The following is a 13,801-nucleotide window of genomic DNA, read 5'->3' as shown; positions in this document are numbered from 1 at the left end:
CGCACGCCCATGCCCCGCTTTGCAGCCAACCTCAGTTTTTTGTACAACGAGCTTCCGTTTCTCGAACGCTTTGCTGCGGCAGCCCAAGACGGGTTCAGCGGCGTGGAATTTCTGTTCCCTTATGCGTGGGCGGTGGGTGATGTTGCGCAGGCGTTGCACCAGGCCGGATTGCAACAAGTGCTGCTAAACGCACCCCCGGGTGGGATAGACCATACCTCCATGACCAGCGCCTGGGACCGCGGCGAGCGCGGTACTGCCTGCCTTCCGGGGCGTGAGGCAGAGTTTCGTGCCGGTATTGCAGAAGCCTTGCGTTATGCCCAAGCGCTGCAGTGTCCCCGCATCCATGTGATGGCGGGGCTGGTGCCAGAGGGTGCTGATGATGCCGACTTGCACGCCTGTTATGTGCACAACCTGCGCTGGGCTGCCCAGCAGGCTGCGTCAAATGGTGTCACGGTATTGATCGAACCCATCAACCCGCGAGACATGCCGGGCTACTTTCTGCGCCACCAGGCGCAGGCGCATGCGGTGGTGACAGAGGTCGCTGCATCCAACTTGCAAGTGCAGATGGACCTCTACCACTGCCAGATTACCGAGGGCGATGTGGCCAGCAAGCTGCGCCGTTATGTGCCTGGAGGTGCCGTAGGCCATATTCAGATTGCGAGCGTGCCTGAGCGCCAGGAGCCTGACGGTGGCGAGCTGCACTACCCCTACCTGCTCGCATTGCTGGACAGCTTGGGGTACGGGGGGTGGGTGGGTTGCGAGTACCGACCCCGCTTGGGGGCTTTGGCGGGCGGCACGACGGCAGGGCTGGTCTGGCGTGAGACGATATCGCGCTGAGGGTTTGCGACAGCCAGAACGGGCCGCGCCCATGGCATGATGGCGCTTTACGTTTTTGCCCTTTCAGGAGTTCGACATGAACGCCCGCGTACCACCCGCCGCGTTAAACGCGCCACAAGCGCTGGAGCAGGTCAGCCAAGCCTGGGACCGTGACATTGTTCACCGCCTGGAAGACTACATTCGCATTCCCGCCAAGTCGCCCATGTTTGACGCCGACTGGGCCAGTGGCGGCTACCTCGACACCGTAGTACGCAATACCGCGCAATGGATAGAGGCCCAGGGAGTACCCGGTCTCACGTTGGAGGTGGTGCGCTTGGAAGGCCGTACGCCGGTGCTGTTTTTTGAAGTGGCTGCCAGTGGCAGCAGTTCCACCCAGACTGTGCTGATGTACGGCCACCTCGACAAACAACCCGAGTTTTCTGGTTGGCGCAACGACTTGGGCCCGTGGACCCCCAAATACGAAGACGGAAAGTTGTATGGCCGCGGTGGCGCCGACGATGGCTACGCCGCCTATGCCGCTATCGCCGCGCTGCAAGCTCTCAAGAGCCAAAACGTTTCCCATCCACGTGTCGTCGGCTTGATTGAAACCTGCGAAGAGAGCGGTTCTTACGACCTGTTGCCCTACATTGATGCCCTCAAGCCCCGCCTGGGCGATGTGGGGCTGGTGGTGTGCCTGGACTCGGGTGCTGGCAACTACGACCAGCTTTGGCTGACCAACAGCCTGCGCGGCATGGCCAGTGGCGTGCTCAAGGTTGAAATACTCACCGAAGGCATCCACTCGGGTGATGCCAGTGGCCTGGTGCCATCAAGCTTTCGCATCATGCGCCAGGTGCTGGACCGCCTGGAAGACAGTGCCACTGGCCGACTGTTGCCTGCAAGCTTCCACTGCCAAGTGCCAGGGGAGCGTTTGCAGCAAGCGCAGGCTACCGCGGCGATTTTGGGTGAGGAGCTGTTCAAGCGGTTCCCCTGGGCGCATTACGACTGTGGGGGTGCCACCACCTTTGCCCTGCCCACTACCACCGATCCGCTGGAGGCGCTGCTCAAGCGCACATGGCAACCCACACTCAGTGTGACCGGAGCCGACGGATTCCCGGAGCTTAAGAATGCGGGCAATGTGTTGCGCCCCTATACCGCCTTCAAGCTCAGCCTGCGCCTGCCGCCACTGGTGGAGGCTGCGACTGCGGTGCAGGAGCTCAAGACTCTGCTGGAAGACAACGCGCCGTACCAGGCCAAGGTCACGTTTGAAGGCATGTCCAGCGCTACAGGATGGAACGCACCCGATACGGCACCTTGGTTTGAGGCCGCGCTCAATGAAGCGTCACAAGCCCATTTCGGTGCTCCTTGCGGCCATATCGGGCAAGGCGGCACGATTCCGCTGATGAATATGCTGTCCAAGGGGTTCCCCAAGGCACAAATGATGGTCTGTGGCGTACTCGGCCCCAAAAGCAATGCCCACGGCCCCAACGAGTTTTTACATGTTCCCTATGCCAAGAAGCTCACCGCAGCTGTGGCGCAGGTGATTTCCCGTTTCCCCTGAACCATGGACTCTTCCCATGTGCGCTGATACCACCCTCACCACTTTTGTGGCCAGTGATGGCGACAACGTGGTTATCCAAGATTGGCCTCTGGAAGCAGGCGTACGCCTGCGCGGCGTTGTCATTCTTGTTCACGGTTTGGGCGAACACGCGGGTCGTTACGACCATGTCGCTCGCCAACTCAATGCCTGGGGTTTTGCGGTACGTGGCTACGACCAGTGTGGCCATGGTGAGTCTGGTGGTGTGCCGGGCAGCTTGCCGACGGACACCCGTTTGTTGGACGACTTGGCAGACATTGTGGACAGCACGCGCGCCCGCATGGACAAAGGCACACCGCTGATTGTGCTGGGTCACAGCATGGGAGGGCTGGTGGCCGGAAGGTTTGTGTCATTGGGGATGCGCAAAGTGGACGCGTTGGTGATGTCTTCGCCCGCGCTGAACCCGGGGCTCAGTGCGTTTCAGAAGCTGCTGGTGGCCGTGTTACCCAAACTCTTTCCCAATCTGCGCGTAGGCAATGGTCTGAACGCCAGCTACATCTCGCACGACCCTGCGGTGGTCGCTGCCTACCAGTCGGACCGCTTGGTGCACGACCGGATTTCCGCGCGCTTGGCGCGTTTTATAGCCACAGCCGGCCCCGCCACGGTGGCGCTAGCGCCCCAATGGAAGGTGCCTACATTGTTGATGTATGCCGGTGAGGACAAGCTGGTCCAGCCACAGGGTAGTCGCGACTTTGCCGCAGCAGCACCGGCCGGGGTGGTCACCACGCACTGTTTCGAAGGTCTGTACCACGAGATATTCAATGAGTTGGACGCCACGCCAGTGTTCGCCGCCTTGCGCCAGTGGCTGGATCAGCGGTTTTAAGCTTGGCACTGCCTGTGCTTATCTGAATGCCACACGTCCCTATGAACCGCTTTCCCCTGAGCTTCTCAAGTTTGCGTGCCCGTTGGCGTGCAGGCTTGCCATTGCGTTACACCATGATGGTGGTGGTGGTGGTGGGCGTGACCTTGCCGGCCCTCTTGCTGCTGACTCTGGAGCAGGAGCTGGCGGAAAAATCGCAGAAAGCCTTGCTGGCGCAGAGCGAAACCGCGCTCATGAAAATTGGCAGTGTGTCGATTGCAGAACCCATGTGGGTGGTGGACCGCGTGGCGCTAGACGCAGCAGCGGTCCGTTTGCTGGAAAGTCCCCAAGTGGTGGCCGTGCGTATCGAGGACGGCTTGGCCAACACCCCGGAGCTGGAGCGGGTACGGCCTGACTACGGCAAGGTCTTGGCGAACGAAACCGAGGCAGGCAGCCTCACGCGCCGCACCCAGACGGTAGTGCGATCGGGCGAAGTGTTGGGCACGCTGGTGGTGTGGTTTGACGCGACTTACGGCCAGGGTCTGCTGCAGGCCCGGCGAAGCCAGATGCTGTCACTGGTGGCGCTGCAGGTGCTGGCTATTCTGGCGGTGTTGATGCCGGTGCTGGTGTCGCGTGTATTGCGCCCCATTGAACGGCTCAAGGAGCAGGCTTCGGCCCTGCTGGACCATGGACAGGACAGTGCGGTGGACCGGGCTCGCTTTGTCTGGCGCCGCCAAGACGAGTTGGGCCTGTTGGGGCGCCACCTGGGCCGTGTGCAGGAAGAGCTGCGCACCCTGTTTGGCCAATTGGGCACCAAAAACGCCCAGCTCCAGCAGATGGCGTTTTACGACCAGCTCACCGGCTTGCCCAACCGCGCCTTGTTTATTGACTTGGTCCAGCGCGAAATGCTGCAGGCCCACCGCAGCCAGCAGCAGTTCGGGATCTTCTTTATCGATCTGGATCGCTTCAAGGCTGTCAACGACTCCATGGGCCATGCAGCAGGCGACGAGCTGCTGATTGAGGTGGCCCGCCGCTTGCGCGACACCCTGCGCGAGGTGGACGTGGTGTGCCGCCAGAGCGGTGACGAGTTTTTGGTGATGGTGCGCGATATCGACCACTGGGAGTCGCTGGGCGAGATGGCTGAGCGTATCTTGCGTGTGGTCGAAGAGCCGGTGCAGTTGGCCAATACCACTGTGCGGGTGTCTGCCAGTATCGGCATTGCGCTCTTTCCCGAAGACGCGCAGGACTTTGAGACCTTGGTCAAACACGCCGACATTGCGGTCTACCAAGCCAAGACTTTGGGCCGCGCCCGGTACAGTTTCTTCCACTCCGAGCTTAACTTCCGCCTGCAGGCCAGCCTGGAGCTGGAGCAACAGCTGGCGCACGCCATCGCCCATGGCGAACTGGTGCTGCATTACCAGCCGCAAGTCGATGCCAAGACCGGGCGTTTGGTGGCTGTTGAAGCGCTGGTGCGCTGGCAGCACCCGACCCGAGGACTGTTGTTGCCAGGGCAGTTCATCGGTTTGGCCGAGGAGTCGGGCAAGATTGCCGAGATGGGCGTCTGGACCCTGCGTGAGGCCTGTCGCCAGCTGGCCGACTGGAAGGCCCGTGGCATTCAGGTGGGCAATATGGCGGTGAATGTTTCGGCGCTGGAGTTTCGTGACCACCGCTTGCTCGACAGCTTGCAAGCTGCTCTGGACGCCAGTGGCATCGCCCCCAGCGAGCTGGAAATCGAAATCACTGAAAGTGTGCTGATGGCGGAGACAGAAACCAGTCAGCGCATCATCGAGCGCTTGCGTCAGCTTGGTGTTGGTATTGCCATCGATGATTTCGGTACCGGTTACTCTTCGCTAGCCTATCTCAAACGCTTGCGCCCCAACCAGCTCAAGATCGATCGCTCCTTTGTGAACGACGCCGATGTGGACAGCGATTCGCGCGCCATTGTGCGCGGTGTGGTCGGATTGGCTGATGCCTTGGGGCTCAATGTGGTGGCTGAGGGGGTCGAGACGGTCGAGCAACAGGCATTTTTACGGGAGAGTGGTTGCCACACCCTGCAGGGCTATTACATCGCGCGACCCTTGGCGGTGGAGGCTCTGGAGGCGTGGATGGCAGACCGCCATAACAACGAGACAGAACGATGAAACCTATTCCTTTCCCACTTCGCCAAACCCTGCTGGTCGGGGCTTTGTTTTGCGCCTGCGCTGCCGTGCAAGTGCAAGCCGCCACCACGGTGAGCAGCACCTTTGCCCCTACCCAAGTGGTGCAAGGCACCACCCTCTCGGTGAATGGCATGGGGACGCGCTACAAGGCCATCTTCAAGGTCTATGACTTGGCGCTCTACACCCCCAGCAAGGTCAATACCCCCGAAGCCTTGTTGGCCCTGCCCGGCCCCAAACGCCTGAACTTCGTGGCTTTGCGTGACATGCCCGGCACCGACTTGGGGTTGGCCTTCATCAAGGGCCTGAACAGCAATTCATCGCCAGACATGGTGCAAAAGCACGCCGCATCCAGCACCCGCCTGATCGAAATTTTTTCGGGCAAGCCCAAGCTGGTGTCGGGTGACACCTTTGCCATGGAGTACGTGCCTGGCAAGGGCACCACCTTCTTCATCCAGGGCCAGCCCCAGGGTGCTCCGGTGGGGGATGCCGAATTCTTCAATATGGTGTTGAAAATTTGGGTGGGCCCGGCGCCCGCCGATTTCAAGCTCAAAGACGCCCTGCTGGGCCAATAAGTCTCAGGCTTTGTGGCGGCGCTGGTGTAGCGCCAGCCAAACCAAGGCCACTCCCGTGAGGAGCACCAAAGGCAATGAGCCCAGGTTGAGCCAGGTCCAGCCGCTAGTGACCACCAGAGCGCCAGACGCCAATGAGCTCAGCGCCATCACGGCAAACACCGCAAAGTTGATGGCCGCCTGGGCGCGGTCTTTTTCCTCGGGCCGGTAGGCCGCCAGGGATAGCGTGGTGCTGCCAGTGAACAGGAAATTCCAGCCAACCCCCAGCAAAAACAGCGCAATGGTGAACTGGTGCAGTTCCACGCCGGAGAGTGCCACCCCAATGCACAACAGGTTCAACAGTACACCCACACCCATGATGGTGAGGGTGCCAAAGCGTTTGATCAGGTGGCCGGTGAAAAAGCCCGGCGCAAACATGCCGATCACATGCCACTCCAGCACGAAGGCTGCATCGTCAAAACCCAGTCCGCACTGCTGCATGGCCAGCGGGGTGGCTGCCATGAGCAGATTCATGACGCCGTATCCCAGAGCGGCGCTGACAGCGGCCACCATAAATGCTGGCTGTCGCGCAATGTCCCACAGCGGGCGGCCCCGTACGGTGTGGGCGGTAGGTGCCTGGTGTGGCGGAAACTGCACCAACGCCATGAGCACCATGGCCAACAAGGCCACACCTGCGAGCACCACATACGCGCCGGCAAACGGTACCTCCAGCAAGGTGCGGGTGCGCGCCGCCAAGTTGGGGCCAGCCACGGCACCTATCAATCCACCTGCTAGCACCAGCGACACGGCTTTTTCGCGGAAAGCGGGCAGCGCCAGTTCCGCGGCGGCAAAGCGGTAGAGCTGACCATTGGCGCTGTAGTAGCCTGCCACCACGGTGGCGGAGACCAGCCACCAGAATTGTTTCTCTGCTACTGCCCAGGCGCCCAGGAGTGCAGACACCACGGCCACCGCCAGCCCGATTTGGAATGAGATGCGCCGCCCAAAACGCGATTGCGTGCGGGCCACCAGCGGCGTGGCCAATGCTCCACCCACCACATAACCCATCACGGGCAGCGTGGCCATCCAGCCGTAGGGCGCCAGCGCCAAACCCACCAGCCCGTTGATGGCGATGAAGGTGACGTTGTTGGTCAGGAACAGTCCTTGGCACAGGGCCAATAGCCAGAGGTTGCGGTTCATGGCGCGCGCCTGTTGGGGTGTTGGGTCAAGGTTGCAGCGCCAAGGTGGTGAGTGCGGCCAGTGCTGCGGTTTCCGCGCGTAGCACCCGCGGGCCCAAGGACACGGGTGCAAAGCCTTGGGCCAAGGCCAGCTCTTCTTCGGTGCCGCCCAAGCCCCCTTCAGGGCCAGACAGAAAGACGGCCTCCTGGGCGAAGGGCATGGCGTGTAGCGCCACGCTACCGGCACGCAGTGACAGCAACCAGCGCTGGGACTCGGCAGCCACATCGGGCAGGCTTTTGAGCCACTGGGGCAGAGTCAGTACCGGGTGCACCGTGGGAACCCGGTTGCCGCCACACTGCTCGCAAGCCGAGATGGCCACACTTTGCCAGTGCGCCACCTTCTTCTCGGCGCGCTCGCCAGAGAGGCGCAGCACGCTGCGCTCTGTCATCAGGGGCTGGATGCTGGCTACGCCGAGCTCGGTGGCTTTTTCGACCAGCCAGTCCATGCGGTCGTTGGCGGGCATACCCACGGCCAGGTGCACGCGGCGCACGGGCTCCCGCGTGGTGGCATGCGGCGCGCCAACTTGCACCTGCACATCGCTGCGGCCCATGCGGGTGACGGTGGCGTCGAACTCGTGGTTGTCTTCGCCGTTGAACAGCGTGATGGCGTCACCGGGTTGCAGGCGCAGCACTTGCACATGGCGCGCCGCACCCGCGGGCAACTCCAGCAAGGCGTCAGTCAGCAGGGGTGTGGGGCAGTAGAAGCGTGGCATGGCAGCTATATTTTGCTATTAAATCAGGAGCTGCTTGCGCAATATCCACGAGGGCTAGGGGTCGATTTGGTTTAAAAATGGCGTCATGAGCGACCGAAAGCAAAGACCTGGGGTGTCTCGATGCCCTCGATGTTCTCCACCAGGCGCAGCAGCGGTTTGAGCTGCATGTAGCGGCCGCAGGTGCTGCGGATGTAGTCGATAAAACGTGGCGTGTCGGCCAGGTACTTGGGTTTGCCGTCGCGCAGGGTCAGGCGGGCAAAGATGCCGGCAATTTTCAGGTGGCGCTGCAGGCCCATCCATTCCACGCCGCGGTAGAACTCGCCAAAATCGTCCCCCACGGGCAGGCCAGCCTTGCGGGCCTTTTCCCAGTAGCGGATGGTCACGTCCAGGCAGAAGCTTTCGTCCCAGCTCAGGAAGGCATCGCGCATGAGGCTGGCAATGTCGTAGGTGATGGGGCCGTAGACGGCGTCCTGGAAATCGAGCACGCCGAAATAGCGTGGTCCCAGCGTGAGCGGCGCTGGGCCGCCCCGAGCCGCGGGGGCCCCCTCGGGGGGCAGCGAGGACACGCCAGTGCCGAGCATGGGGGCTTCATTTGGCACCATCAGGTTGCGCGGCATGAAGTCGCGGTGCACGTACACACTGGGCCACGATAGATTGTTGTCAATCAGCAAGGCAAATGTGTCGTCCAGCACCTTGCGCTGGCTGGCTTCCAGGGCCACTTGGCGGTGTGCGGAGATGTACCACTGGGGGAACAGCTCCAGTTCGCGCAGGAGCAGCGCGTGGTCGTAGGGAGGGAGCACATCGGGTTTGGACGCGAGTTGCCACTGCACCAGCGTGTCCACCGCGCCCAGGTACAGGTCCAGCGGTGGTGCGCTGAGCGCCTGGCCCGTGACGCTGAAGGTGGGACTCAGATCGCCGCGGGCGGCCATGAACTGCATCATGGTCTGGGTGCCCAGATCGCTCAGCAGCATGAAGCCGTGGGGCTGGTCCCAGTCCAAGATGTCCGGGGCCCGCAAACCCGCCTGCGCCAAGAGTTTGGCAATGTCCACAAAAGGCTGGCAGTTTTCCTTGTCGGGCGGCGCGTCCATGATGACCAGCGTGCCATTGGAGCCTTGTACCCGGAAGTAACGGCGAAAACTGGCATCGGCCGAGGCCAAGCCCAAGGTGCTGGCGTCCAGCTGGTGGGCTACTTGTACCTGGTTAAACCAGGCGCCAAACTGGTCTTGGCGCACCGGATCGGCCCAGTGGATGTCGGTTGTGGGCGCGGCGGGGGCGTTCGGGGGGAGGGCAGTGCTTGGGCTCATGGATAATCCATTCTACAAAGCCCCCTGGTGGCGCCTGTGGGCGCTATCCCGTGATGGGCTGCTTCTTCGAGAACCCATTTGCCGACCGACCTTGCGCTTCGCCCCATGCGTTTTTCATCCAGCGACCTTCACTGCAGGCCGCTTCCCTGTCTGCCCCCGCTAACGCGCCTGGTTGCCCTGGTGGCCTTGGCGTGCGTGCAGATGGCGGCGCAGGCCCAGCAGGCGGCGACCACGGCAGAGAGCCCCGAGGCAGAGCCCGCCCGCCTGCAAAGCAGCCCCAGGCTGGTCGAGTCCTTGTCGCCAGCCCAGCGCAACGAAGCACCGACGTTTTTGATGGGCGAGCGCATTTCGGGCCGCCCCGATCTGGAGACGGCGGTCGAAGGTCAGGCCGAATTGCGTAAACCCGGCACCGTCATCAAGGCGGACCGGCTGGAGTACAACGGCGCCAATGACCGCGCCAAGGCCAACGGCAATGTGCGCATCAACCGTGGCGGCAATGTGTTTGAAGGCCCATTGCTGGAACTCCAGGTGGAGACCTTTGAGGGCTTTTTCATCGAGCCGCGCTACCAGTTTTTGCAGGGCGATGCCCATGGCGAGGCCAGCCGCGCCGATTTTGTGGATGCCAACACCACCGTGGTCCACAACGCCACCTATACCACCTGTCGGCGCAAACCCGGTCCCGGGTGGATGCCTGACTGGGTGCTCAAGGCCGCAAACATTGAATTCGACAGTGGCGAGGATGTGGGCATTGCCCACGGGGCCTACCTGAGTTTCAAGGACGTGCCCATCCTGCCGGTACCGGCCATCAGTTTCCCGCTGAGCGACAAGCGCAAATCTGGCGTGTTGCCCCCCACGATTGGTGCCGACAGCGTCAACGGCTCGCAACTCAGTGTTCCGTATTACTGGAACATTGCACCCCAACGCGATGCCACCATCACGCCCACGCTGATGACGGCGCGTGGCGTTGATCTGGGTGGGGAGTTTCGTTACCTGGAGCCCACCTATTCGGGAGTGCTGCGCGCCAACTACATGCCCAGCGACAAGCTGCGCAGCGCCGACCGCTGGGGGGCGTCGATCAACCAGACCGGCACCTTGGATACCGGCTGGCCCGAAGTGGGTCAGGTGAGTTACCTGCTGAACGTGAACAGGGTGAGCGACGACAACTATTGGCGCGACTTTACGGGCTCTTCCAATGGGACCTTGACGCAGCGCCTTTTGCCCAGCAACGGATCCGTGAGCTGGTCGCAGGGCCCTTACAGCGTGACAGCCAGTGTGCTCAAGTGGCAAACCCTGCAGGACGCCACTTCGCCCATCGTCCCGCCGTACGACCGGGTGCCCCAGCTGGTGGCGAGTTACACGCAAACCAATGACCATGGTTTTGATTGGTCCTTGCAGGGTGATTTCACCCAATTTGAGGCAGACCGCACACTCACGCTGCAACCGAATGCACAGCGCGTCTATGGACTGGCTCAGGTCAGTTACCCCTGGCTGGGCTCGGCCGGTTTTGTGGTGCCCAAGCTGCAACTGCACACCACTGCTTACCAGTTTGACAATCCGATCTCCAATGGCAACCGTTCGGCCGACAGCACGGTGCCTACCTTCAGCCTGGATGCAGGTTTGGTGTTTGAACGGGATACCAGCTACTGGGGGCGCGGTATGGTGCAGACGCTGGAGCCGCGCGCGTTTTATGTGCGTACGCCCTATCGCAACCAGAGCATGCTGCCCAATTACGACACGGGAGCGAACGATTTCAACTTTGCCACCATCTTCACCGAGAACGCCTACGTGGGCCACGACAAAATCTCGGACAACAACCTGCTCACGCTGGGCCTGACCACCCGCTTCCTGGATGCAGACACGGGTGCGCAGCTGGCCCGCTTTGGCATCGCGCAACGCTTCCGCTTTGAAGACCAGCTGGTTACTTTGACGCCTACCACTGCACCTGCACGCTCAGGTTTCAGTGACGTGCTCTTGGGTGCCGGCGTCAATGTGAATGAACGCTGGGCATTGGACTCCACCGTGCAATACAACGCCCGTACCGACCAGTCCGTGCGCTCCACGATCGGCGCTCGTTACAGTCCCAGCAGCTACCGTGTGCTCAATGCGGCCTACCGCTTCCAGCGCGACGTGAGTGAGCAAGTGGACGTCAGCTGGCAGTGGCCCCTGAACGACCTTTGGGGTGACCGCGGCCAGGACCTGGGCGCAGGGCGCGGACAGGGCGAGGGGCGCTATTACGCCGTGGGGCGCATGAACTACAGCATGAACGAACGCCGCCTGGTCGACACCCTAGTGGGCGTCGAGTACGATGCGGGCTGCTGGCTGGCACGGGTAGTGATTGGCCGGGTGCAGACCAGTACCTCCTCGGCCACCGAGAGCATCAAGTTTGAGTTGGAGTTTGTGGGCTTCACCCGCCTGGGCGTGAGTCCACTGCAAAGCCTGAAATCCAATATCTCGCGTTACCAGAACTTGCGTGACGCCAGCGGCTCCAACAGCCGCTTCAGTAACTACGATTGAGAACCATGAAATTACGCATGTGGGCCACAGCCCTTGCCTGTGTGTGCGGTTTGGCACTGCCATCGCTGCACGCGCAAACCAGCCAGTCGCTGGACTACATCGTGGCATTGGTGAATTCCGAGCCCATTACGCACCAGGAGTTGGAGCGCGAAGTCAAGCGTGTCGCTCAGCAAATCACACAACAAGGCCAGGCCATGCCACCTGCTGCCGAACTGCGCCGCTTGGTGTTGGAGCGCATGATCAGCGACCGCGCCCAGTTGCAGCTGGCCCGGGAAACCGGCATTCGGATTGATACCCCGGCAATTGACCGTGCGGAGCAAGCCGTGGCGACACAGAATGAGGTGGATGTGGCCGGCCTGCACCAGCGCCTTGCCAAAGACGGCGTGAGCATTGCGACCTTCCGCAACGGACTGCGCGACCAGCTCATGCTGAACCGCCTGCACGAACGTGAGGTGGAGTCCACCATCAAGGTGTCAGATGTCGACGTGGAGCGTGCCATGCAAGCCCAGTTGGCGGCTAACACCGATCCATTGACCTTTGACATCAATCTGGCCCAGATTTTGGTCGCGGTGCCTGAAAAAGCGACTGCCGAGCAGGCTGCCGCCATTTTTGTGCAGGCCAAGGGATTGCTCGACCGCATCCGTGCGGGTGAAGACTTTGACCGTTTGGTGAAAGAAGCCTCGGCAGCCGACCGCAACAATGGGGGGCAACTGGGCTTGCGCCGTGCCGACCGGTATCCCCCGCTTTTTGTGGAAGCCACACAGGCGCTCAAGGTGGGCGAGGTGTCCGAGATCGCGCGCTCTGGCGCCGGTTTTCACATCCTCAAAGTTATCGAGAAACGGCCCCCTCCGCGCCTGGTGCAAACCGTGGTCCAGAGCCATGCGCGGCACATCCTGCTGCGCAGCAGCCCCCAACTCTCGCAGGCCCAGGCGATCGCCAAACTGGTCGATGCGCGCCAGCGCATCATGGGTGGCAAGACGGACTTTGCCACGGCAGCGCGCAGCCTCTCCCAAGATACGTCCGCCGAGCAAGGCGGTGATCTGGGTTGGGCGAACCCCGGTATGTTTGTGCCAGATTTTGAAGAAGCCATGAATGGACTCAAGGAACGTGAAATCAGCCAGCCCGTGGTGTCGCGGTTTGGGGTTCACTTGATCCAACTCCTGGAGCGTCGTCGTGTGGAGCTGAGCCCGCAGCAGGTGCGCGAGTCGGTGCGCAACCAATTGCGCCGTAGCCGCTACGACGAGGCCTACCGGAACTGGGCCCAAGACGTGCGCGGCCGGGCTTACGTCGAAATGCGCGAGCCACCGCAATGACCCAGCACATCGCGCGCAAACGATTTGGTCAGCACTTTCTCTCCGATGGTGGAATCATCGATGCCATCGTGCGCGCCATCGATCCCAAGCCGGGTGACCCCATGGTCGAAATCGGACCGGGCCTGGCGGCGCTGACACAACCCCTAGTAGAACGCCTGGGCCACCTGACCGTGATTGAGCTGGACCGTGACCTGGCCAAACGTCTGCGTAGCCATAGTCAGTTGACCGTTATCGAGTCTGATGTGCTGAATGTTGACTTTAGCCTCATAGATAGTGCGTCAATAGCTATTAAAAATATAGCAAATGCCGGCGCTGTGGTGCGCCCCAAATTGCGCGTCGTGGGCAATTTGCCGTACAACATTTCCACCCCCATCCTGTTCCACTTGCTGGACCATGTGGGCTGTATCGAAGACCAGCACTTCATGTTGCAAAAAGAAGTGATTGACCGCATGGTGGCGCAACCCGACACCTCGGACTTCAGCCGCTTGAGCGTGATGTTGCAATGGCGTTATGCCATGGAAGATGTGCTGTTTGTGCCGCCCGAAAGTTTCGAGCCGCCTCCGCGCGTGGACAGTGCAGTGGTGCGCATGGTGCCGCTGGCGGAACCACCGGCGATCGACCAGGCTTTGTTTTCCGAGATGGTGCAAGTGGCCTTCAGCCAACGGCGCAAACTTCTCCGCCATACCTTGGGCCGCTGGCTCGAAGACAAAAACTTTTCTGGCACCTTTGATACGCAGCGCCGCGCCCAAGAGGTACCCGTTCAGGACTACCTGAACCTGGTTCAACAGCTGCGTCCTGCCGTCTGA

Annotated in this window: 11 protein-coding genes; 8 read left to right on the top strand and 3 right to left on the bottom strand. The window is 61.6% G+C overall.

The features are described 5' to 3' along the window. The first annotated feature begins 9 nt into the window (after window positions 1–9). The 5 genes from otnI (at window position 10) to U5O12_RS15520 (ending at window position 5,940) form a co-directional block, all read left to right on the top strand. Window positions 10–837, top strand: a complete 828-nt coding sequence (gene otnI, locus U5O12_RS15540; protein ID WP_322579514.1) for a 2-oxo-tetronate isomerase — start codon at window positions 10–12, stop codon at window positions 835–837. A 76-nt stretch (window positions 838–913) separates the two neighbouring features. Further along, a complete protein-coding gene (locus U5O12_RS15535) occupies window positions 914–2,374 on the top strand; it encodes a M20/M25/M40 family metallo-hydrolase (protein WP_322579513.1) in 1,461 nt (486 codons plus the stop codon). Between the two features lie 16 nt (window positions 2,375–2,390). Further along, a complete protein-coding gene (locus U5O12_RS15530; RefSeq protein ID WP_322579512.1) occupies window positions 2,391–3,233 on the top strand; it encodes an alpha/beta hydrolase in 843 nt (280 codons plus the stop codon). Between the two features lie 41 nt (window positions 3,234–3,274). Further along, window positions 3,275–5,350 (top strand): putative bifunctional diguanylate cyclase/phosphodiesterase, encoded by a 2,076-nt coding sequence (locus U5O12_RS15525; protein WP_322579511.1) that lies wholly within the window; start codon window positions 3,275–3,277, stop codon window positions 5,348–5,350. Then, window positions 5,347–5,940, top strand: coding sequence for a chalcone isomerase family protein (locus tag U5O12_RS15520; RefSeq protein ID WP_322579510.1), 594 nt, complete (start codon window positions 5,347–5,349; stop codon window positions 5,938–5,940). The genes U5O12_RS15525 and U5O12_RS15520 overlap by 4 nt, the downstream gene beginning before the upstream one ends. A 3-nt stretch (window positions 5,941–5,943) precedes the next feature. On the opposite strand, the gene U5O12_RS15515 is transcribed toward U5O12_RS15520, so the two are convergent. From U5O12_RS15515 to U5O12_RS15505, 3 genes are all read right to left on the bottom strand, one after another. Then, a complete protein-coding gene (locus U5O12_RS15515) occupies window positions 5,944–7,113 on the bottom strand; it encodes an MFS transporter (protein ID WP_322579509.1) in 1,170 nt (389 codons plus the stop codon). Between the two features lie 25 nt (window positions 7,114–7,138). Then, entirely contained in the window at window positions 7,139–7,864 is a 726-nt protein-coding gene (locus U5O12_RS15510) for a 16S rRNA (uracil(1498)-N(3))-methyltransferase (RefSeq protein WP_322579508.1), read from the bottom strand. An 83-nt stretch (window positions 7,865–7,947) separates the two neighbouring features. Then, a complete protein-coding gene (locus U5O12_RS15505) occupies window positions 7,948–9,168 on the bottom strand; it encodes an aminoglycoside phosphotransferase family protein (RefSeq protein ID WP_322579507.1) in 1,221 nt (406 codons plus the stop codon). Between the two features lie 105 nt (window positions 9,169–9,273). On the opposite strand from U5O12_RS15505, the gene U5O12_RS15500 reads away from it, so the two are divergent. From U5O12_RS15500 to rsmA, 3 genes are read left to right on the top strand one after another with little or no spacing between them, the layout of a single operon-like run. Continuing rightward, window positions 9,274–11,682, top strand: a complete 2,409-nt coding sequence (locus U5O12_RS15500) for an LPS-assembly protein LptD (RefSeq protein WP_322579506.1) — start codon at window positions 9,274–9,276, stop codon at window positions 11,680–11,682. A 5-nt stretch (window positions 11,683–11,687) separates the two neighbouring features. Then, complete coding sequence (locus U5O12_RS15495) at window positions 11,688–12,995, top strand: peptidylprolyl isomerase (protein WP_322579505.1); 1,308 nt, start codon at window positions 11,688–11,690, stop codon at window positions 12,993–12,995. Then, window positions 12,992–13,801, top strand: a complete 810-nt coding sequence (gene rsmA / locus U5O12_RS15490; protein ID WP_322579504.1) for a 16S rRNA (adenine(1518)-N(6)/adenine(1519)-N(6))-dimethyltransferase RsmA — start codon at window positions 12,992–12,994, stop codon at window positions 13,799–13,801. The genes U5O12_RS15495 and rsmA overlap by 4 nt, the downstream gene beginning before the upstream one ends.

It is taken from the genome of Rhodoferax sp., from assembly GCF_034519335.1.
GTDB lineage: Bacteria > Pseudomonadota > Gammaproteobacteria > Burkholderiales > Burkholderiaceae_C > Allorhodoferax.
This window is presented reverse-complemented; position numbering and strand designations above follow the sequence as displayed.

Excerpts from the sequence above, each read along its gene's own strand:
- otnI (WP_322579514.1), top strand. The coding sequence starts at position 10 with ATGCCCCGCTTTGCAGCCAACCTCAGTTTTTTGTACAACGAGCTTCCG.
- U5O12_RS15535 (WP_322579513.1), top strand. The coding sequence starts at position 914 with ATGAACGCCCGCGTACCACCCGCCGCGTTAAACGCGCCACAAGCGCTG.
- U5O12_RS15530 (WP_322579512.1), top strand. The coding sequence starts at position 2,391 with ATGTGCGCTGATACCACCCTCACCACTTTTGTGGCCAGTGATGGCGAC.
- U5O12_RS15525 (WP_322579511.1), top strand. The coding sequence starts at position 3,275 with ATGAACCGCTTTCCCCTGAGCTTCTCAAGTTTGCGTGCCCGTTGGCGT.
- U5O12_RS15520 (WP_322579510.1), top strand. The coding sequence starts at position 5,347 with ATGAAACCTATTCCTTTCCCACTTCGCCAAACCCTGCTGGTCGGGGCT.
- U5O12_RS15515 (WP_322579509.1), bottom strand. The coding sequence starts at position 7,113 with ATGAACCGCAACCTCTGGCTATTGGCCCTGTGCCAAGGACTGTTCCTG.
- U5O12_RS15510 (WP_322579508.1), bottom strand. The coding sequence starts at position 7,864 with ATGCCACGCTTCTACTGCCCCACACCCCTGCTGACTGACGCCTTGCTG.
- U5O12_RS15505 (WP_322579507.1), bottom strand. The coding sequence starts at position 9,168 with ATGAGCCCAAGCACTGCCCTCCCCCCGAACGCCCCCGCCGCGCCCACA.
- U5O12_RS15500 (WP_322579506.1), top strand. The coding sequence starts at position 9,274 with ATGCGTTTTTCATCCAGCGACCTTCACTGCAGGCCGCTTCCCTGTCTG.
- U5O12_RS15495 (WP_322579505.1), top strand. The coding sequence starts at position 11,688 with ATGAAATTACGCATGTGGGCCACAGCCCTTGCCTGTGTGTGCGGTTTG.
- rsmA (WP_322579504.1), top strand. The coding sequence starts at position 12,992 with ATGACCCAGCACATCGCGCGCAAACGATTTGGTCAGCACTTTCTCTCC.